This is a genomic window from Micromonospora sp. NPDC005171, assembly GCF_040608575.1.
Taxonomy (GTDB): Bacteria; Actinomycetota; Actinomycetes; order Mycobacteriales; family Micromonosporaceae; genus Micromonospora.
Genome location: NZ_JBEXIM010000049.1, coordinates 1 through 18,595, shown reverse-complemented (window position 1 = coordinate 18,595; position 18,595 = coordinate 1). Strand labels below are relative to the sequence as shown.

Genomic DNA, 18,595 nt, shown 5'->3' with positions numbered 1-18,595 from the left:
GCGCGAGGTGTGCAGCGCAGCGGGGCCCCGCAGTCGCGAACGAAAGGCAGGCACCGTGAGTGTCACCACCCCTCGGGGGTTCCGGGCGGCCGGTGTGGCCGCCGGCCTCAAGACCAGCGGCGGCGCGGACGTCGCCCTGGTGGTCAACGACGGCCCGGACGCCGGAGTGGCAGGTGTCTTCACCACCAACCGGGTGAAGGCCGCGCCGGTGCTCTGGACCCAGCAGGTCGTGCAGGGTGGTGTGGTCCGCGCCGTGGTGCTCAACTCCGGTGGCGCCAACGCCTGCACCGGCCCGGCCGGCTTCCAGGACACGCACGCCACGGCCGAGCACACCGCCGCCGCGTTGACCTCGGTCAGCCCGCGGTTGATCCTGGGCGCCGGTGAGGTCGCGGTCTGCTCGACTGGCCTGATCGGTGAGCGGCTGCCGATGCCGAAGCTGCTGCCGGGCGTCCGCTCGGCGATCCGCGGGCTGTCCCGCGACGGTGGCCTGGCCGCCGCCGAGGCGATCATGACCACGGACACCCGGCCGAAGACCACTGTGGCCCGGGGGAGCGGTTGGACGGTCGGCGGCATGGCCAAGGGCGCCGGGATGCTCGCGCCGGGGATGGCCACCATGCTCTGCGTGTTGACCACCGACGCGGTGGCCGGGCCGGCGACGCTGGACGAGGCGTTGCGGGCGGCCACCCGGGTCAGTTTCGACCGGGTCGACTCCGACGGTTGCATGTCCACGAACGACACGGTGCTGCTGCTGGCCAGTGGCGCGAGCGGCATCGAGCCGACGCCGGCCGAGCTGGCCGCCGCGGTCACCGAGGCCTGTCACGACCTGGCCCAGCAGTTGGTGGCCGACGCCGAGGGCGCCACTAAGCAGGTCGCCATCGACGTGGTCGGCGCGGCGGACGAGGACGAGGCGGTCGAGGTGGGCCGTACGGTGGCCCGCAACAACCTGGTCAAGACGGCGCTGTTCGGCAACGACCCCAACTGGGGTCGGATCCTCGCCGCCGTCGGCACCACCGCCGCCGCGTTCGAGCCGGACGAGGTGGACGTGGCGGTCAACGGGGTGTGGGTGTGCCGGGGCGGCGCCGCCGCCGAGGACCGTTCGAAGGTCGACCTGACCGGGCGGGACGTGACCATCCGGATCGACCTGCACGCGGGTACGTCGGCCGCCACGATCTGGACCAACGACCTGTCCCACGCGTACGTGCACGAGAACTCGGCGTACTCCACGTGAGCGCGAGGAACGCAGCGCAGCGGAGTCCCGCAGTCGCGAGCGAAGGGTCGGCGCGGTGAGTCTCAGCAGCGATTTGGCTCGCGCGCAGGTCAAGGCGGAGACGCTGATCGAGGCGCTGCCCTGGTTGGCGCGTTTCTCCGGGTCGACGGTGGTGGTCAAGTACGGCGGTAACGCGATGACCGATCCGGAGTTGCAGCGGGCGTTCGCGGCCGACATGGTCTTTCTGCGCTACGCCGGGCTGAAGCCCGTGGTGGTGCACGGCGGTGGTCCGCAGATCTCCGCGATGCTGGGTCGTCTCGGCATCGCCAGCGAGTTCCGGGGTGGTTTGCGGGTGACCACCGCCGAGGCGATGGACGTGGTCCGGATGGTGCTGGTCGGTCAGGTGGGCCGGGAGCTGGTGGGTTTGATCAACTCGCACGGTCCGTACGCCGTCGGCCTCTCCGGCGAGGACGCCCGGTTGTTCACCGCGGTGCGCCGCCCGGCGTACGTGGACGGGGTGCCGGTCGACGTGGGCCAGGTCGGGGACGTCGAGTCGGTCGACGTGTCGGCGGTGACCGACCTGATCGACGCCGGCCGGATTCCGGTGATCTCCACGGTGGCGCCGGACGCGGACGGGGTGCTGCACAACCTCAACGCGGACACCGCGGCCGCGGCGCTGGCCATCGCGTTGCAGGCCCGCAAGTTGGTGGTGCTCACCGACGTGGCCGGTCTGTACGCGGACTGGCCGGACACCACCAGCCTGGTTTCCGAGATCGCTGCGGACGACCTGGCCAAGCTGCTGCCCAGCCTGGAGTCGGGGATGGTGCCGAAGATGGAGGCCTGTCTGCGGGCGGTGCGTGGGGGAGTGCCCGCCGCGCACGTCGTCGATGGTCGGGTGGCGCACTCCACGTTGCTTGAGGTGTTCACCTCGGAAGGGTTCGGAACGATGGTGGTGCCGGGAGACGGGACGGACGCGACATGAGCACGTTGGCGCAGCGGTGGAAGCAGTCCATGATGGACAACTACGGCACACCGCCGTTGGCGTTGGTCTCCGGCGCCGGTGCCGTCGTTGTCGACGACACCGGCCGGGAGTACCTCGACCTGGTGGGTGGCATCGCGGTCAACGCCCTCGGTCACGCCCACCCGGCGGTGGTGGCGGCCGTGTCGAAGCAGGTGGCGACCCTCGGGCACGTCTCCAACCTCTTTGTGGCCGAGCCGCCGGTGGCCCTGGCCGAGTTGCTGTTGGCGCTCGCCGGCCGACCGGGCCGGGTCTTCTTCGCGAACTCGGGCGCGGAGGCGAACGAGGCCGCGTTCAAGCTGTCCCGGCGCACCGGCCGCACCCACGTGGTGGCCACCAGGGGCGGCTTCCACGGTCGCACCATGGGTGCGCTCGCGCTGACCGGCCAACCGGCCAAGGCCGACCCGTTCCGGCCGCTGCCCGGTGAGGTGACCCACGTCGACTACGGCGACGTGGCAGCCCTCGAAGCGGCCGTCAGTGACGCCACCGCCATGGTGATCCTGGAACCCATCCAGGGCGAGAACGGCGTGCTCGTCCCGCCGGCCGGCTACCTCGCCGCAGCGCGCCGGATCACGGCCCGGCGCGGGGCGCTGCTGGTCCTCGACGAGGTGCAGACCGGCGTCGGGCGTACCGGGCACTGGTTCGCGCACCAGGCCGAGGGTGTGGAGCCGGACGTGGTCACCCTGGCCAAGGGGCTCGGTGGCGGGCTGCCCATCGGGGCCACGCTGGCCTTCGGCCGGGCTGCGGACCTGCTCACTCCCGGCTCGCACGGCACCACCTTCGGCGGCAACCCGGTCAGCTGCGCGGCGGCGCTCGCCGTGGTGGCGACAATCGCCAACGAGGGCCTGCTCGACAACGTCAAGCGGGTCGGTGAGCGGTTGCGCCGGGGCATCGAGGCGCTGGGTCACCCGCTGATCGACGGCGTACGCGGTGCCGGGCTGCTGCTCGGCGTGACCCTCACCGCGCCGGTGGCGCCGGTGCTCGCCGAGGCGCTGCGCGAGGCCGGCTTCCTGGTCAACCCGGTGCAACCGGGCGTGATCCGGCTGGCCCCGCCACTGATTCTCACCGCCGCCCAGGCGGACACCTTCCTCGCGGCGCTGCCTGCCGCACTGGACGCGACAGCCCCGGCCGCCGCCGGCACACAGATCGCACCTTCCACAGTGACCACCACGACGGGGGCGACTCGATGACCCGGCACTTCCTGCGTGACGACGACCTCTCGCCCGCCGAGCAGTCCACGGTCCTCGACCTGGCGGCGCGGATGAAGGCGGAGCGGTTCGGCCACCGGCCGCTGGTCGGCCCCCGCTCGGTGGCGGTGCTGTTCGACAAGCAGAGCCTGCGGACCAGGATCTCGTTCGACGCCGGGATCGCCGAGCTGGGCGGGCACCCCCTCGTGGTGGACACGCAGGTCACCCACTTCGGCCGCGGTGAGTCCCTCGCCGACGCGGGGCGCGTGCTGTCCCGCTACGTCGCGGCGATCGTGCTGCGTACCCACGGTGACGAGCGGATCGCCAAGGTGGCGGCGGGCGCCACAGTGCCGGTGGTCAACGCGCTCACCGACGGTTTCCACCCGTGCCAGCTGCTGGCCGACCTGCTCACCATCCGGGAGCGGTGCGGTGGCACGGCCGGCCGCACCCTGGCGTACGTGGGGGACGGCGCGAACAACATGGCGCAGTCGTACCTGCTGGCCGGGGCGACTGCCGGGATGCACGTGCGGATCGCCGGCCCGGCGGGGTTCGCGCCGGACGCGGACGTGGTGGAACGGGCGGCGCGAATCGCCGCGGAAACCGGCGGGTCGGTGCGGGTGCTGACCGACCCGACCCACGCGGTACGCGACGCGGATGTGCTGGCCACCGACACCTGGACGTCGATGGGGCAGGAGTCCGACGGGTTGGACCGGATCACCCCGTTCCTGCCGTACCAGGTCAACAAGGAACTGCTCGGCCAGGCCGCACCGGACGCGATCGTGCTGCACTGCCTGCCCGCACACCGCGGCGAGGAGATCACCGACGAGGTGCTCGACGGCCCGCAGAGCGCGGTCTTCGACCAGGCGGAGAACCGCTTGCACGCGCAGAAGGCGCTGCTGACGTTCCTGCTGGGGACCGCGACCGAGGGCACCGCGACCGAGGGCACCGCGACCGAGGGCACCGCGACGGAGAGCACCGCCACGGGTGGCGCCGCGACCGGCGACGCCGCCACCGGGGGGCCCCGATGACCGCGCCGCTGACCCGCGCGGCCCGGCACGCCCGGATCGTGGAGCTGATCCGCGACCGGGCGATCCGGTCGCAGACCGAGTTGGCCGACCTGCTCGCCGCCGACGGCGTGGGCGTCACCCAGGCCACCCTCTCGCGGGACCTGGAGGAGTTGGGCGCGGTCAAGGTGCGCGGAGGCGACGGCCCGGCCGTCTACCTGATCCCCGAGGACGGCCAGCGACCGTTGCGCGACGCCGAGGCCGCGCCGGCCCGGCTGGTGCGGCTGCTGCGCGAACTGCTCAACGGGGTCGACTCCAGCGGCAACATCGCCGTGCTGCGGACACCGCCGGGCGCAGCCCAGTACCTGGCCAGCGCGTTGGACCGGGCGGGCCTGCCCGAGATCGTCGGCACCATCGCCGGTGACGACACCATCCTCGTCGTGGCCCGGGAGGCCGTCGGCGGGGCCGCACTCGGGGACAAGCTCGCCGGCTGGGCCCGCCGGGACGACACCGTTGAAGGGAACACCACGTCATGACCGAGCGGGTCGTGCTCGCGTACTCCGGGGGGTTGGACACCTCCGTCGCCATTCCGTACCTGTCCGAGCAGACCGGTGCCGAGGTGATCGCTGTCGCGGTCGACGTCGGGCAGGGCGGCGAGGACCTCGACGCCATCCGGCAGCGTGCCCTCGACTGTGGCGCCGCCGAGTCCGAGGTGGTGGACGCGCGCGACGAGTTCGCCGCCGACTACTGCCTGCCGGCCATCCGGGCCAACGCCCTCTACATGGACCGCTACCCTCTGGTGTCGGCGCTGTCCCGGCCGCTGATCGTCAAGCACCTGGTGGCCGCGGCGCGCAAGCACGGCGGCACGATCGTGTCGCACGGCTGCACCGGCAAGGGCAACGACCAGGTCCGGTTCGAGGTGGGCCTGAACGCCCTCGCCCCCGACCTGAAGATCATCGCGCCGGCCCGGGACTTCGCCTGGACCCGGGACAAGGCGATCGCCTTCGCCGAGGAGAAGGGGCTGCCGATCGACGTGTCGGCCAAGTCGCCCTACTCGATCGACCAGAACCTGTGGGGCCGCGCGGTGGAGACCGGCTTCCTGGAGGACATCTGGAACGCCCCCGTCGAGGACCTCTACTCGTACACGGCCGACCCGACCCTGGAGCGCGACCCCGACGAGATCGTGCTCACCTTCGACGGCGGCGTCCCGGTGGCGATCGACGGTGAGACGGTCACCCCGTACCAGGCGATCCTGGAGCTCAACCGGCGCGCTGGCGCGCAGGGCGTGGGCCGGCTCGACATGGTCGAGGACCGCCTGGTCGGCATCAAGAGCCGCGAGGTGTACGAGGCGCCCGGCGCGATCGCGCTGATCACCGCCCACCAGGAGCTGGAGGCGGTGACCGTCGAGCGGGACCTGGCCCGGTTCAAGAAGGGCGTCGACCAGCGCTGGGGCGAGCTCGTCTACGACGGGCTGTGGTTCTCGCCGCTGAAGGATTCGCTGGACGCGTTCATCGACGACGCGCAGCAGCACGTGAGCGGCGAGGTGCGGATGATCCTGCACGGTGGCCGGGCCACGGTGACCGGCCGGCGCTCCGAGGCGAGCCTCTACGACTTCGGGATGGCCACCTACGACACCGGCGACACCTTCGACCAGTCGCTGGCGAAGGGCTTCGTGCAGCTGTGGGGGCTGCCGAGTCGGATGGCCGCCGCTCGGGACGCCCGGCTGGGCGGCGGCGGACGGTGACCCGTGCCAGCACGACGACGGAGCGAGCGCGGCGAGTGAGCCCCGCGGTCGCGAATGAAAGGCGAGCAGAGCGATGATGGGCGACGTGGACGACAAGAGCCTGACCGAGAACAGCGCCGCCACCAACCGGACGAGCCTCTGGGGTGGCCGGTTCGCGGGCGGCCCCGCCGAGGCGCTCGCCCGACTGTCGGTGAGCGTGCAGTTCGACTGGCGCCTGGCGCCGTACGACATCGCGGGTTCCCGGGCGCACGCCCGGGTCCTCGCCGGCGCCGGCCTGCTCGATCCGGAGGAGTTGGGCCGGATGCTGGCCGCGCTGGACGACCTGGAGGCCGCCTGCGCCTCCGGTTCGTTCCGCCCCACCATCGACGACGAGGACGTGCACACCGCGCTGGAGCGCGGTCTGCTGGAGCGTCTCGGCAGCCTCGGTGGCAAGCTGCGTGCCGGCCGGTCCCGCAACGACCAGGTCGCCACCGACCTGCGGCTCTACCTGCGCGACCACGCCCGGGGCGTGGCCAGCCGCCTGGTGGAGCTGGCGGAGGCGTTGGTCGAGCAGGCCGAGCGGCACGTCGACACCGCCGCGCCGGGGATGACCCACCTCCAGCACGCCCAGCCGGTCACCTTCGGGCACTGGCTGCTCGCCCACGTGCAGCCGCTGCTGCGTGACCTGGAGCGGCTGCGTGACTGGGACCATCGGGCGGCGATCAGCCCGCTCGGCGCGGGCGCCCTGGCCGGTTCCGGGCTCCCGCTCGATCCGATGGCGGTGGCCAAGGAGCTGGGTTTCCGGACGTCGTTCGCCAACTCGATGGACGCCGTCGCCGACCGGGACTTCGTTGCCGAGTTCCTCTTCACCACCGCCCTGATCGGGGTGCACCTGTCCCGGCTCGGCGAGGAGGTCGTGTTGTGGACCTCGCACGAGTTCGGCTGGGTGGAGCTGGACGACTCGTTCGCCACCGGCTCGTCGATCATGCCGCAGAAGAAGAACGCGGACATCGCGGAGCTGGCCCGGGGCAAGTCCGGGCGTCTGGTCGGCGGCCTGATGACGGTGCTCACCATGCTCAAGGGCCTGCCGATGACCTACGACCGGGACATGCAGGAGGACAAGGAGCCGGCCTTCGACGCTGTCGACACCCTGGAGCTGCTGCTTCCGGCCCTGGCGGGAATGATCTCCACGATGACGGTCCGGGTGGACCGCCTCGTCGCCGCCGCCCCGGTCGGCTTCTCCCTCGCCACCGAGGTCGCCGACTGGCTGGTCCGACGCAACGTGCCGTTCCGCGACGCGCACGAGATCACCGGCCAGTTGGTGGCGCTCTGCGCGGCTCGGGAGTGCGAGCTGAACGACGTCTCCGACGAGGATCTGGCCGCGATCAGCGGGCACCTCGACCCGTCGGTGCGGGACGTGCTCTCGGTCCGTTCGGCTCTCGCGGCCCGGACCACCCCCGGTTCCACCGGCCCCGGCCCGGTCGCCGACCAGCTCGCCGCGGCGGCGGACCAGCTGGCCAGCTGGCGGGAGTGGGCCGCCGAACGGGTCGTCCCGCGCTGAGCTGTGCCGTGGCGTCGGCGCTGGCCGCCGGCGCCGCGGCGGTTCAGGCCGTCGGGCGCTCCCGCTTGGGGAGCTTGGCCACCACCATGTCGTACGACGAGTCGACCGCCTCGGTCAGCTCCTCGTCGTCGATCCCGCCGTCCAGGCGCAGCGTGTTCCACCCGGACCGGCCGATGTAGGCCATCACGCTGGCGTCGTCCGGGTGCCGGTGCAGCCACTCGTCGGCCACCTCCCGGGTCGGCCCGCACTTGATGCCGACCGTCGGTTTGCCCCCGGCGCTGCCGAGGAACGCGAAGATCCGGCCGCCCACCTTCACCACCTCGTCGCCCTCCCACGGTTGGTCCAGCCACGCTCCCGGCTTGGCCAGGCAGTACGCCAGCATCTCCGCGCGCTCCATGGGTGCCTCCTCGTCGTGCGCACAGTCTGCCCGTTCGACAGCCGTCGCAGGCGCGGCGTGCCGATCCGGGCGTCGGCTCAGGACATGCCGGATCAGGCGGTCTGCTCGGACGAGCGGGCGGCGACCCGCTCGTAGCGCTGTCGGGCCGCCTGTGCGCTGCCCAGCCCCAGCCCGTACGCGATCGCCTGCCAGGTGAGCCCCCGGTCGCGGGCCAGCGTCAACAGGCCGGCCTCCAAGGCGTCCAGCTCGGCGCGGACGTGGGGCAGCAGGGTCAGCGCGGCGGTCAGGTCGGCGGCGTCGATCGGCTCCTCCGCGGGTTCGCGCTCGGCCCCGCCGGCGGCCAGTGCGGTGACCAGGGCGACCGCCTCCCACGGGTCCAGCACGTACGGGTGGGCCCAACGACCTCGCCGGGTGTCGGTGCCGGCGTGCCGCTCGCTGATCCGCTGCAACGCCTCGTGGGTGCGGTGGGCGCGGGCCCGGCCCGGGTTTGGCGCGGTGAAGATGTCCTCGGTCGTCATACCCCCGAGCACACCCCATCAACGAAGCCTTGTCAACAGATCGTTGAAATCTCCGCCGTGCCGGACGGGTGCCGAGGCGGCGGGATGGGTACCGTCGGGGCATGACTCTGTCGTCCGGTGACCGCGCCACCGACGCCGACCTGGCGGCGCTGGCGGACCTGCTCGCCGGTCCACTGCTGCCGGCGGCGCGCGGGTTGCTGGGCTGCCGGCTGCACGCCGGCGGGGTCACCGTCCGGATCACCGAGGTCGAGGCGTACGCGGGAAGTGGCGGCGATCCCGCCTCGCACGCCCATCGGGGCCGCACCCCGCGCAACGCCGTGATGTTCGGCCCCGCCGGGTACGCCTACGTCTACTTCACCTACGGGATGCACTGGTGCATGAACGTGGTCACCGGGGTCGAGGGGGAGGCTTCCGCAGTGCTGCTGCGCGCCGGTGAGGTGGTCGACGGGCTGACCACGGCACGGGAGCGCCGGCCGGCCATCCGGCGCGACGTGGACCTGGCCCGCGGGCCCGCCCGGCTCTGCTCCGCGCTCGGCATCGACCGCGAGGCGTACGGGGCGTACCTGCTCGGCGACGGACCGGTCCGCCTGCGGCCCCCGGCCCGGCCGGTGCCGCCGGAGATGGTGGTGGCAGGTCCCCGGGTCGGGGTGACCGGCGCGCACGATCTGCAGTGGCGGTTCTGGCTGGACGGCGATCCCACTGTCAGCGCCTACCGCCGGCACGTCCCCCGCATCCGGCGCTGAGCGCGCCCGCGGCGTGTGGGCGGCGAAGTCTGTCGGGGGCTGTGGCCATAATCACCGGACCTGCTCACCGACGGTTCGGAGGACGTCATGACAACGCTGCTCGCGATCGGCACGGCCAAGGGATTGTTTCTCGCCACCAGCACCGACGACCGGCGCAGTTGGGAGATCACCGGTCCGCACTTTCCGATGACAGGTGTCTACGCGGTCGCGGTCGACACCCGTCGTTCCACCCCGCGGCTGCTCGCCGGCATGACCAGCTCACACTTCGGCCCCAGCGTCGCCACCAGCGACGATCTCGGCGCTTCCTGGGACGAGCCCGACCAGGCGCCGGTCGCGTTTCCGGACGACACAGGCGTCTCCCTCGGCCGGGTCTGGCAGTTGATGCCGGCCGGCCCCGACGAGCCGGACGTGGTCTGGGCCGGCACCGAGCCCTCGGCGTTGTTCAAGTCCACCGACGGTGGCCGCAGCTTCGAGCTGGTCCGTTCCCTCTGGGACCACCCGCACCGCCCGCAGTGGGAGGCCGGCTTCGGTGGTCAGGCAGTGCACACCGTGCTGCCGCATCCGCGTGATCCGGCTCGGCTGCTGGTCGCCATGTCCACCGGTGGGGTCTACCGCTCGGAGGACGCCGGGGCGAGTTGGGCGCCGGGCAACACCGGCATCCGCGCCTACTTCATGCCCGACGAGTGGCCGGAGTTCGGCCAGTGTGTGCACAAGGTCGCCCGGGACGCTGGCAACCCCGAGCGGCTGTACGCGCAGAACCACCACGGCGTCTACCGCTCCGATGACGACGGCCGCACCTGGTCCTCGATCGCCGACGGGCTGCCCAGCGACTTCGGCTTCCCGATGGTGGCCCACCCCGGGCGCGGTGGCATGGTGTGGACCTTCCCGTTGGTGGCCGACGGCGAGCGGTTCCCGACCGACCACCGGTGCCGGGTGTTCCGTTCCGCCGACGCGGGCGGCAAGTGGGAGCCGCTGTCGGTCGGGCTGCCCGAGGGCCCGTTCTATCCGGCGGTGTTGCGTGACGCGATGTGCGCCGACGACGCGACCCCCGGTGGGGTCTACTTCGGCACCCGCTCCGGCTCGGTCTTCGCCAGCCGCGACGAGGGCGACTCCTGGTCGTCGGTCGCGGCGCACCTGCCCGACGTGCTCTGCGTTCGCGCCGCGGAGGTCTGAGCGTGGTCACCGTGCTGCTGCCCGGCCCGCTGCGTGGCGAGGCCGGCGGTGCGAGTCGGCTGAACGTCACCGCCGCCGGGACGCTGCGGGCCGTCCTCGACGAGATGGCCGTCGCGCATCCCCGGCTGGCCCGGCGCATCCGCGACGAGCGCGGCGAACTGCGCCGCTACGTCAACGTCTTCGTCGACGGGGAAGACTGCCGGCATTCCGGCGGTCTGGCCACCCCTGTCCAGGACGGCGCGGAGGTGCAGGTGTTGCCCTCGGTGGCGGGCGGCTGAGCGAGCCGGCACCGTGGGGGTCTCCGACCCGATGTCCGATCGTGAAGGGTGACCGGCGCCACTGCGAGGCGTCCCGCCGACGGAATAGTTGCGTCGTCAAATAAGTTGAGAGCTGCGTCCGGGTACCACGACGGCATCCGGTTGACACGCGAGGAGCTGGTCATGCAGTTCGGAATCTTCACCGTCGGTGACGTCACTGTCGATCCGACCACCGGTCGGGAGCCGACCGAGCATGAGCGGATCAAGGCGATGGTCGCGATCGCGTTGAAGGCCGAGGAGGTCGGTCTGGACGTCTTCGCCACCGGCGAGCACCACAACCCGCCGTTCGTGCCGTCGTCACCGACCACCATGCTCGGCTACATCGCGGCGCGCACCGAGCGGCTGCTGCTGTCCACCGCCACCACGCTGATCACCACGAACGACCCGGTGAAGATCGCCGAGGACTACGCGATGCTCCAGCACCTGTCCGGCGGCCGGGTGGACCTCATGATGGGCCGTGGCAACACCGGTCCGGTCTACCCGTGGTTCGGCAAGGACATCCGCGCCGGCATCCCCCTCGCCATCGAGAACTACGACCTGCTGCACCGGCTGTGGCGCGAGGACGTGGTCGACTGGAAGGGCAAGTACCGCACCCCGTTGCAGTCCTTCACCTCGACGCCGCGTCCGCTCGACGGCGTGCCCCCGTTCGTCTGGCACGGCTCGATCCGCAGCCCGGAGATCGCCGAGCAGGCCGCGTACTACGGCGACGGCTTCTTCGCCAACCACATCTTCTGGCCCAAGGAGCACACCCAGCGGATGATCGCGCTCTACCGCCAGCGGTACGCGCACTACGGCCACGGCTCCGCCGACCAGGCCATCGTCGGCCTCGGCGGGCAGGTGTTCATGCGCCGCAACTCGCAGGACGCGGTCCGGGAGTTCCGGCCGTACTTCGACAACGCCCCGGTCTACGGGCACGGGCCGTCGCTGGAAGAGTTCACCCGGGAGACCCCGCTGACCGTGGGCAGCCCGCAGCAGGTCATCGACCGCACGCTCGGCTTCCGGGAGTACGTCGGTGACTACCAGCGGCAGCTGTTCCTGATGGACCACGCGGGCCTGCCGCTGAAGACCGTGCTGGAGCAGCTCGACCTGCTCGGCGAGGAGGTCGTGCCGGTGCTGCGCAAGGAGTTCGACGCGCTACGTCCGGCACACGTGCCGGCGGCACCGACGCACGCCTCGCTGGTCGCCGCGGCCGGTGGCGCGAAGGACAGCACCGTGCACGCCGTCGACGACGTGACGGGCAAGGCGCCGGAGGGGGCGACCCGATGACCCGCCGCACCCTGGCCGTCGTCTCGGCGGGGCTGAGTCAGCCCTCGTCGACCCGACTGCTCGCCGACCAGCTCGCCGCGGCCACCCGCGGCGAGCTGGTCCGGCGCGGCTCCGACGTGGAGCTGCACGTCATCGACCTGCGGGAGTACGCCCACGACGTGGTGAACAACCTGCTCACCGGCTTCGCCCCGGCGGCGCTGCGCGAGGTCATCGACACGGTGACCGGGGCGGACGGGATCATCGCCGTCACCCCGATCTTCAGCGCGTCGTACAACGGGCTGTTCAAGTCCTTCTTCGACGTCTTGGATTCCGGGTCGCTCGTCGACCGGCCGGTGCTGATCGGCGCGACCGGCGGCACCGCCCGGCACTCCCTCGCTCTGGAGCACGCCGTCCGCCCGATGTTCGCCTACCTCCGGTCGGTGGTGGTTCCGACGGCTGTCTTCGCCGCACCGGAGGACTGGTCCGACGGCACCGCCGACGGCGCGTTGCGCGGTCGGATCCGGCGCGCCGCAGGGGAGTTGGCCGACCAGATCGAACGCCGACCACCGGCCACCGGGCCGGCGGACCCGTTCGCCCTCACCACCGACTTCCTGCAGATGCTCGGCCGAGGTGACGACGCGCCGGTCAGCTGACCGGATGGGCGACCAGCACCGGGCAGTGCGCGTGCTGGATCGCCGCCTGACTGACCGATCCGAGCAGCAGACCGGTGAACCCGGCCCGGCCCCGGGTGCCCACGACCAGCAGCGACGCCGTGCCGCTGGCCTCGATGAGCCCCTGGGCCGCCCCGGCCGCCCGGACCGGATGCTCCCGCACCACCAGGCCGGGGTGTTCGGCGCGCGCCAGGGCGGAGGCGTCGGCCAGCAGCCGCACCGCCTCGGCCTGGTACGCGGCCTGCGACTCCTCGATCTCCTCCGGCACCGTCCGCTCCTCGTTCGCCGGGCTGACGTGCACCAGCACCAGCGGCACGTCCCTCAGCGCCGCCTCGTCGGCGCCCACGCCCACGGCGAGCCGGGACGACTCGGAGCCGTCGACGCCGACCAGCACCGGACCGTCCACCGGGATCGGCTGCTCGTCCGGGCGGACCACCAGCACCGGGCAGTGCGCGTGCGCGGCCACCTGCGTGCCGACCGAGCCGAGCAGCAGCCCAGCGAACCCGCCCAGCCCGCGACTGCCCACCACTACCAACTCGGCCTGGCGGGACTCCTCGATCATGGTGATGCCGGGGCCACCCGCGACCTGGCGCACCTCGACGACCAGATCTGGCCACCGGGCGGTCAGCTCGGCCGCCGTGCGCTCCAACATCTTCTGCGCCTCCTCGGAGGGCGCCGGCACCCCGAGGTCGTACGGGTTGAGCGGCACGCCGTAGCCGAGCGGATGCAGGTAGCCGTGGACCAGGCGCAACGGCCGGGACCGGAGCAGGGCGGCGCGGGCCGCGTGCTCCGCGGCGACGAGGCTGGACGGCGATCCGTCCACGCCCACCACGACGGGTCGGTTCATCGGCACTCCCTCGGTCGGTCAGCTCATTGTCGACCGCTCGCCGCACCGCCGGGGCCGGACGCGCCGGCCCCCGGCGTTTTCGGCTGAGTCCGCGTCTCCTTTCGTGACACCCCTGGTGCGTACCCTCGTCCGATGACTTCTGAGCTGCGGTTGCGCCCGGTCCTGGAGGACGACCTCGTCGAGTTCTTCCTGCACCAGCAGGACCCGGAGGCCAACCGGATGGCCGCCTTCGGCCCCAAGGACCCGTCCGACCGTCGGGAGTTCGCCCAGCACTGGGCCCGGGTGCTCACCAACCCGGCGAACCTGGTCCGCACCGTCGAGGTCAACGGCGAGGTGGTCGGCTACGTGAGCGCCTTCCCGGTCGAGGGGCAGACCGAGGTCAGCTACTGGATCGACCCGGAACGCTGGGGCCGGGGCCACGCCACGGCGGCCCTGGCCGCCCTGCTGCGCGAGCTGCCCCGACCGGTGCACGCCCGCGCCGCCAAGGACAACGCCGCGTCCCTCGCGGTGCTGCGCAAGTGCGGGTTCGTGGTGGTCGGCGAGGACTCGGGGTACGCCAACGGCCGCGACGAGGACGTCGAAGAGTGGCTGCTGGAGCTGCCCGCCGACGGCCCTGACCTGGGCGGGCACTAGTCTCGCGGCGTGAACTGGTTGGATCTCGTCGGCTGGGCCGGCTCCGCGGTGCTGGTCTGGTCGCTGCTGCAGTCGCGCGTCCTGCGGTTGCGGGCGCTCAACCTCGTCGGCAGCGTCGTCCTGATCGGCTACAACGCCGCGATCGAGGTCTGGCCCATGGTCGGGCTCAACATCGTGCTCGCGGCGATCAACATCTGGTACCTGCGGGGGATGCTCGTCACCCGGCACGACGAGAAGACCTACCAGGTGGTGGAGGTCGGCGTCGGCGACCAGTTCCTCGCGCACACGCTGCGGGTGCACGCCGCCGACATCGCCCGATTCAACCCCGACTTCCACTGGGATCCGGACGCGTCGGGGCGCTCCGCGTTCCTCGTGGTCACGGCCGACGAGGTGGTCGGGGTGGTGCTGTCGCACGCCGAGGCGCCCGGGGTCGCCCAGATCGACCTGGACTACGTGACGCCGAAGTTCCGTGACTTCACCCCGGGCGAGTTCGTCTACCGGCGCAGTCACCTGTTCACCGAACGCGGCTTCCACCGGGTGGTCAGCCCACCCCGGATGCTCGCCCCGTACTACCACCGGCTCGGCTTCCGCCCGGAGGGCGACTCGTACGTCCTCGATCTGCCGGCGTCACCGACGCCCCATTCGGCGTAGCGTCGTCGGGCAGGATTCGGCCGGCGCCGGACGGGGCAAAGACAACGCCTACGCCGGGCGGGCTCGCCGACCGGCGGGTGCCGCGCGTAGCGGCCGGTGCCACCACCACGAGGGAGCGAACCGGGCGTGCAGAGCTACGGGAGCCAACTGGCCCTGGTCGGAGTCCTGGTCGTGATCAACGCGCTCTTCGCGGGCAGCGAGATGGCGTTGGTGTCGCTGCGAGACAGCCAGATCCAGCGGTTGGAGCGCACCAGCCGGGCCGGACGGGTGCTGGCCCGACTCGCCAAGGACCCGAACCGCTTCCTGGCCACCATCCAGATCGGCATCACCCTCGCCGGCTTCCTCGCCTCCGCCGCGGCGGCGGTCTCGCTGGCCAAGCCTCTCGTGCCGCTGCTCGGAATGTTCGGTGGCGCCGCCGAGACGGTGGCGATCGTGGTGGTCACTCTCGCGCTGACCTTCGTCACCCTGGTCTTCGGCGAGCTGGCGCCCAAGCGGATCGCCATGCAGTCCGCCGAGCGGTGGGCGCTGCTGGTGGCCCGCCCTCTCGACCTGCTCGCCAGCTTCACCCGCCCGGCCGTCTGGGCACTCGGCGCCACCAGCGACGTGGTGGTCCGCCTGGTCGGGCTCAACCCCAAACACCAGCCGGAGGAGATCGGCCCGGACGAGCTGCGCGACATCGTCGCCGGCAACCACGGCTTCACCAAGGAGCAGCGGACCATCATCGCGGGCGCCGTGGAGATCGCCGATCGGCGGTTGCGGGCTGTCCTCGTCCCCCGGTTGCAGGTCTTCACGCTCGACAGCGGGACCACCGCGGAGGCCGCGCGTCTCGTGCTGGCCGCCACCGGGCACTCCCGGGCTCCGGTCGTGCGCCACGGCGGCCTGGACGACACGGCCGGAGTGATCCACCTGCGTGACCTGGTGGGCGTGCCCGACGACCGCCCGGTCGACGAGATCGCCCGGCCGCCGATGCTGCTGCCCGACTCGCTACCGGTGGTGGACGCGCTGCGTCAGTTCAAGGCCGAGCGTCAGCACATCGCACTGGTCGTGGACGAGCGCGGCGCCGTCGACGGCATCGTGACGCTGGAGGACATCCTGGAGGAGATCGTCGGCGAGATCTACGACGAGACCGACCGGGACGTGCGCTCGGTACGCCGCGACCCCGACGGCGCGCTGCTGCTGCCCGGCACCTTCCCGGTGCACGACCTCCCGGACATCGGCGTTGAGCTGCCATCGCGCCCGGCTGGCGACTACACCACAGTCGCCGGGCTGGTGCTGGCCCGGCTCGGGCACATCCCCAGCGTCGCAGGGGAGGACGTCACGCTGGACGGCTGGGTGCTGGTCGTGGCCGGCATCGACCACCGGGCGATCACCGAGGTACGGCTCAGTCGCGTACCCGATGAGGCCGACGGCGACGCCGACAGCGACCAGGCCCCCGAGCCGGTGCTGGACGAGGCCCGCAGTTGACCCTTCCGGCGAATGCCGTCGCTCAGGCGGGCGAGAGGTTCTGTAGCCGGACCTGACCACGGGCGACCAGTCGCTCGTCGGCGTCGGTGATCTCCACCTGCCACAGCTGCTGGCTGCGGCCCCGGTGCACCGGGGTGCCGACCGCGGTCAGCTCCCCGTCCCGGACGGCCCGCAGGAAGTCGGTCTGGTTCGACACCCCGACCACAGTGCCCCGGTCGGCCAACCAGAGGGCGCCGCCCACGCTGGCCGCGGACTCCACGACGGCGCAGTACACCCCGCCGTGCTGGATGCCGGCCGGCTGGTGCAGCTCCGGGCGGACCCGCCAGCTGATGACCACCCGGTCGGCGCTGGCCTCCTCGAACTTGAGGCCGAGCAGAGCGACGAAACCGCCCGTCAGATCCGGAATCTCCACGACACAGCCCTCCTCGATCAACGGGGCGCAAGCCTAGCCGGGGCGGATTGCGGCAAACCCGGTACGGCTCGAGGCCGGCGATGGGGGAGAATCGGTGACCGTGACCGACAGCAGCCTCCCGCCCCCCGGGCGGGCCTCCCTGACCGATGACCTGCTCTGGCGTGGCCTGATCCAGGACTCGACCGGCCTCGACGAGCTGCGCGAGCTGCTCGACGGTGGGAGTGCCGCCACCTATTACGTGGGGTTCGACCCCACCGCGCCGAGCCTGCATGTCGGCAACCTCATGCAGGTCCTCATGGCCCGCCGGCTGCAACTCGCCGGCCATCGCCCGTTGCTGCTGGTCGGCGGGGCCACCGGGCAGATCGGCGACCCGAAGGAGAGCGCCGAGCGGGCGCTCAACCCGACCGAGGTGATCGCCGGCTGGGTCGAGCGGATCCGCGAGCAGCTCGCGCCCTTCGTGTCGTACACCGGCGACAACGCGGCGCAGTTGGTCAACAACCTGGACTGGACCGGCGAGATGTCGATCGTCGAGTTCCTCCGGGACGTGGGCAAACACTTCCCGGTGAACAAGATGCTCGCGCGGGAGGTGGTGCGGGCCCGACTGGAGACCGGCATCAGCTTCACCGAGTTCAGCTACCAGCTGTTGCAGGCCAACGACTTCTTCGAGCTGCACCGGCGGCACGGCTGTCAGCTCCAGTTCGGTGGCTCCGACCAGTGGGGCAACATCACCGCCGGCGTCGACTACGTCCGCCGGCGGGGGGCCGGGCCGGTGCAGGCGTTCACCACGCCCCTGGTCACCAAGTCCGACGGTACGAAGTTCGGCAAGAGCGAGGGCGGCGCGGTCTGGCTCGACCCGACCATGACCAGCCCGTACGCGTTCTACCAGTTCTGGCTCAACGTCGAGGATGCAGAGGTGGACCGCTACCTGCGGTACTTCAGCTTCCGCTCCCGCGACGAGCTGGAGGAGTTGGCGAAGGCGACCGCCGAACGGCCGGCGGCCCGGCTGGCGCAGCGGGCGCTCGCCGAGGAGCTGACCACCCTGGTGCATGGCGCCGACGAGACCCGACAGGCGATCGCCGCCAGTCAGGCGCTCTTCGGCCGAGGATCGTTGGACGAGTTGGCGCCGCAGACCCTGCGCGCGGCCCTGACCGAGGCGGGTCTCGTACGCCTCACCGGCGAATTGCCGGATGTGGCGGGTCTGCTGCGGGATTCCGGCCTGGTGAGTGGCCTCAAGGAGGCCCGGCGGGTGATCGCCGAGGGTGGCGCCTACGTCAACAACAACCGGGTGACCGAGGTGGACGCCGGGGTGTCGCCGGCCGATCTGCTGCATGGCCGATACCTGGTGCTGCGCCGGGGGAAACGCTCGTTCGCGGGCGTTGAGCTGGGTGAATAGCCGTCTGTCGACGATGTGACGGGGGACGCGTCCGGCGGATTTGACGATCATCCCGCCGGACGCGTAACTTTCTCTCTGCCAGCGCGGAACGGACGAAACAGGCGAAAGCCTGAGACGGCCGGAGCGCCGGCCAACGGCCTGGGGGTCGGGCGGGCATGCCCACCGGAACCCCGACCGGGAGGTGCCACCAGAAACGCCGCGAGGCGGATTTGGCGCGGCGAAACCGACCGGGTATGGTTACGAACCGGCAGGGCACCGGGCGGGTCGCGGGAAATCGCGACGGCCGGCCTGCCGAATCCATGACGAGAGCGGCGCAAGCCGGTCGCGACATGGTGCCCGCATTACTCGGGTGAAGCATGGCGAACCGGGAAATATCGGTTTGACACGGTGGAAACGAGCGGGTAACGTAGTAAAAGTGCCTGGCGCTGAAA

General features: G+C 71.9%; 19 protein-coding genes and 1 pseudogene. 16 read left to right on the top strand and 4 right to left on the bottom strand.

The window, feature by feature from the left end:
- The first annotated feature begins 55 nt into the window (after positions 1 to 55).
- The 7 genes and pseudogenes from argJ to argH all read left to right on the top strand — a co-directional run bounded on the left by argJ (position 56) and on the right by argH (position 7,700).
- Positions 56 to 1,228, top strand: a complete 1,173-nt coding sequence (gene argJ / locus ABZU74_RS30945) for a bifunctional glutamate N-acetyltransferase/amino-acid acetyltransferase ArgJ (protein ID WP_355431312.1) — start codon at positions 56 to 58, stop codon at positions 1,226 to 1,228.
- A 55-nt stretch (positions 1,229 to 1,283) separates the two neighbouring features.
- Positions 1,284 to 2,189, top strand: a complete 906-nt coding sequence (argB, locus tag ABZU74_RS30940; RefSeq protein WP_355431309.1) for an acetylglutamate kinase — start codon at positions 1,284 to 1,286, stop codon at positions 2,187 to 2,189.
- The gene (locus ABZU74_RS30935) at positions 2,186 to 3,415 is read left to right on the top strand and encodes an acetylornithine transaminase (protein ID WP_355431306.1); all 1,230 of its coding nucleotides are present in this window, start codon (positions 2,186 to 2,188) and stop codon (positions 3,413 to 3,415) included. Before argB ends, ABZU74_RS30935 begins: the two co-directional genes overlap by 4 nt.
- A pseudogene (gene argF / locus ABZU74_RS30930) lies at positions 3,412 to 4,332 on the top strand (ornithine carbamoyltransferase); the annotation flags it as partial. The gene ABZU74_RS30935 and the pseudogene argF, both read left to right, overlap by 4 nt.
- A 104-nt stretch (positions 4,333 to 4,436) precedes the next feature.
- Positions 4,437 to 4,952 carry an arginine repressor gene (locus tag ABZU74_RS30925; RefSeq protein ID WP_196922350.1) on the top strand — a complete coding sequence of 172 codons (516 nt, stop codon included), beginning with the start codon at positions 4,437 to 4,439 and terminating at the stop codon, positions 4,950 to 4,952.
- Complete coding sequence (locus ABZU74_RS30920) at positions 4,949 to 6,160, top strand: argininosuccinate synthase (protein ID WP_355431303.1); 1,212 nt, start codon at positions 4,949 to 4,951, stop codon at positions 6,158 to 6,160. The genes ABZU74_RS30925 and ABZU74_RS30920 overlap by 4 nt, the downstream gene beginning before the upstream one ends.
- A 76-nt stretch (positions 6,161 to 6,236) precedes the next feature.
- Positions 6,237 to 7,700: an argininosuccinate lyase gene (gene argH / locus ABZU74_RS30915; protein WP_355431300.1), complete on the top strand. Its 1,464-nt coding sequence runs from the start codon at positions 6,237 to 6,239 to the stop codon at positions 7,698 to 7,700.
- A 43-nt stretch (positions 7,701 to 7,743) separates the two neighbouring features.
- On the opposite strand, the gene ABZU74_RS30910 is transcribed toward argH, so the two are convergent.
- The gene (locus ABZU74_RS30910) at positions 7,744 to 8,097 is read right to left on the bottom strand and encodes an MmcQ/YjbR family DNA-binding protein (RefSeq protein WP_124771195.1); all 354 of its coding nucleotides are present in this window, start codon (positions 8,095 to 8,097) and stop codon (positions 7,744 to 7,746) included.
- 92 nt (positions 8,098 to 8,189) lie between these two features.
- Positions 8,190 to 8,615: a DNA-binding protein gene (locus ABZU74_RS30905; RefSeq protein ID WP_355431297.1), complete on the bottom strand. Its 426-nt coding sequence runs from the start codon at positions 8,613 to 8,615 to the stop codon at positions 8,190 to 8,192.
- Positions 8,616 to 8,716: 101 nt separating this feature from the next.
- Between ABZU74_RS30905 and ABZU74_RS30900 the strand changes: the two genes are divergently transcribed.
- The 5 genes from ABZU74_RS30900 (at position 8,717) to ABZU74_RS30880 (ending at position 12,746) form a co-directional block, all read left to right on the top strand.
- Positions 8,717 to 9,358 carry a DNA-3-methyladenine glycosylase gene (locus ABZU74_RS30900; protein ID WP_355431295.1) on the top strand — a complete coding sequence of 214 codons (642 nt, stop codon included), beginning with the start codon at positions 8,717 to 8,719 and terminating at the stop codon, positions 9,356 to 9,358.
- An 87-nt stretch (positions 9,359 to 9,445) separates the two neighbouring features.
- Positions 9,446 to 10,531, top strand: coding sequence for an exo-alpha-sialidase (locus tag ABZU74_RS30895; protein ID WP_355431292.1), 1,086 nt, complete (start codon positions 9,446 to 9,448; stop codon positions 10,529 to 10,531).
- A 2-nt stretch (positions 10,532 to 10,533) separates the two neighbouring features.
- On the top strand, positions 10,534 to 10,809 hold the full coding sequence (locus ABZU74_RS30890; protein WP_355431289.1) for a ubiquitin-like small modifier protein 1: 276 nt from the start codon (positions 10,534 to 10,536) through the stop codon (positions 10,807 to 10,809).
- A gap of 162 nt (positions 10,810 to 10,971) precedes the next feature.
- Complete coding sequence (locus ABZU74_RS30885; RefSeq protein ID WP_124771200.1) at positions 10,972 to 12,114, top strand: LLM class flavin-dependent oxidoreductase; 1,143 nt, start codon at positions 10,972 to 10,974, stop codon at positions 12,112 to 12,114.
- Positions 12,111 to 12,746, top strand: a complete 636-nt coding sequence (locus ABZU74_RS30880) for an FMN reductase (protein WP_355431286.1) — start codon at positions 12,111 to 12,113, stop codon at positions 12,744 to 12,746. The genes ABZU74_RS30885 and ABZU74_RS30880 overlap by 4 nt, the downstream gene beginning before the upstream one ends.
- On the opposite strand, the gene ABZU74_RS30875 is transcribed toward ABZU74_RS30880, so the two are convergent.
- Entirely contained in the window at positions 12,739 to 13,617 is an 879-nt protein-coding gene (locus tag ABZU74_RS30875) for a universal stress protein (RefSeq protein ID WP_355431283.1), read from the bottom strand. The two genes, ABZU74_RS30880 and ABZU74_RS30875, sit on opposite strands and share 8 nt — an antisense overlap.
- A 126-nt stretch (positions 13,618 to 13,743) precedes the next feature.
- Between ABZU74_RS30875 and ABZU74_RS30870 the strand changes: the two genes are divergently transcribed.
- From ABZU74_RS30870 to ABZU74_RS30860, 3 genes are all read left to right on the top strand, one after another.
- The gene (locus ABZU74_RS30870) at positions 13,744 to 14,244 is read left to right on the top strand and encodes a GNAT family N-acetyltransferase (RefSeq protein WP_355431280.1); all 501 of its coding nucleotides are present in this window, start codon (positions 13,744 to 13,746) and stop codon (positions 14,242 to 14,244) included.
- Positions 14,245 to 14,253: 9 nt separating this feature from the next.
- The gene (locus ABZU74_RS30865; protein ID WP_355431277.1) at positions 14,254 to 14,895 is read left to right on the top strand and encodes a hypothetical protein; all 642 of its coding nucleotides are present in this window, start codon (positions 14,254 to 14,256) and stop codon (positions 14,893 to 14,895) included.
- A gap of 126 nt (positions 14,896 to 15,021) precedes the next feature.
- A complete protein-coding gene (locus tag ABZU74_RS30860; RefSeq protein ID WP_355431275.1) occupies positions 15,022 to 16,359 on the top strand; it encodes a hemolysin family protein in 1,338 nt (445 codons plus the stop codon).
- 22 nt (positions 16,360 to 16,381) lie between these two features.
- On the opposite strand, the gene ABZU74_RS30855 is transcribed toward ABZU74_RS30860, so the two are convergent.
- The gene (locus ABZU74_RS30855) at positions 16,382 to 16,771 is read right to left on the bottom strand and encodes a PaaI family thioesterase (RefSeq protein ID WP_355431272.1); all 390 of its coding nucleotides are present in this window, start codon (positions 16,769 to 16,771) and stop codon (positions 16,382 to 16,384) included.
- A 100-nt stretch (positions 16,772 to 16,871) separates the two neighbouring features.
- Between ABZU74_RS30855 and tyrS the strand changes: the two genes are divergently transcribed.
- The gene (tyrS, locus tag ABZU74_RS30850; protein ID WP_355431366.1) at positions 16,872 to 18,164 is read left to right on the top strand and encodes a tyrosine--tRNA ligase; all 1,293 of its coding nucleotides are present in this window, start codon (positions 16,872 to 16,874) and stop codon (positions 18,162 to 18,164) included.
- Positions 18,165 to 18,595: the final 431 nt, after the last annotated feature.

Bases quoted from the DNA above. Each gene is read 5' to 3' on its own strand.
- ABZU74_RS30935 (WP_355431306.1), top strand. From the start codon at position 2,186: ATGAGCACGTTGGCGCAGCGGTGGAAGCAGTCCATGATGGACAACTAC.
- ABZU74_RS30925 (WP_196922350.1), top strand. From the start codon at position 4,437: ATGACCGCGCCGCTGACCCGCGCGGCCCGGCACGCCCGGATCGTGGAG.
- ABZU74_RS30920 (WP_355431303.1), top strand. From the start codon at position 4,949: ATGACCGAGCGGGTCGTGCTCGCGTACTCCGGGGGGTTGGACACCTCC.
- argH (WP_355431300.1), top strand. From the start codon at position 6,237: ATGGGCGACGTGGACGACAAGAGCCTGACCGAGAACAGCGCCGCCACC.
- ABZU74_RS30910 (WP_124771195.1), bottom strand. From the start codon at position 8,097: ATGGAGCGCGCGGAGATGCTGGCGTACTGCCTGGCCAAGCCGGGAGCG.
- ABZU74_RS30905 (WP_355431297.1), bottom strand. From the start codon at position 8,615: ATGACGACCGAGGACATCTTCACCGCGCCAAACCCGGGCCGGGCCCGC.
- ABZU74_RS30900 (WP_355431295.1), top strand. From the start codon at position 8,717: ATGACTCTGTCGTCCGGTGACCGCGCCACCGACGCCGACCTGGCGGCG.
- ABZU74_RS30895 (WP_355431292.1), top strand. From the start codon at position 9,446: ATGACAACGCTGCTCGCGATCGGCACGGCCAAGGGATTGTTTCTCGCC.
- ABZU74_RS30885 (WP_124771200.1), top strand. From the start codon at position 10,972: ATGCAGTTCGGAATCTTCACCGTCGGTGACGTCACTGTCGATCCGACC.
- ABZU74_RS30880 (WP_355431286.1), top strand. From the start codon at position 12,111: ATGACCCGCCGCACCCTGGCCGTCGTCTCGGCGGGGCTGAGTCAGCCC.
- ABZU74_RS30870 (WP_355431280.1), top strand. From the start codon at position 13,744: ATGACTTCTGAGCTGCGGTTGCGCCCGGTCCTGGAGGACGACCTCGTC.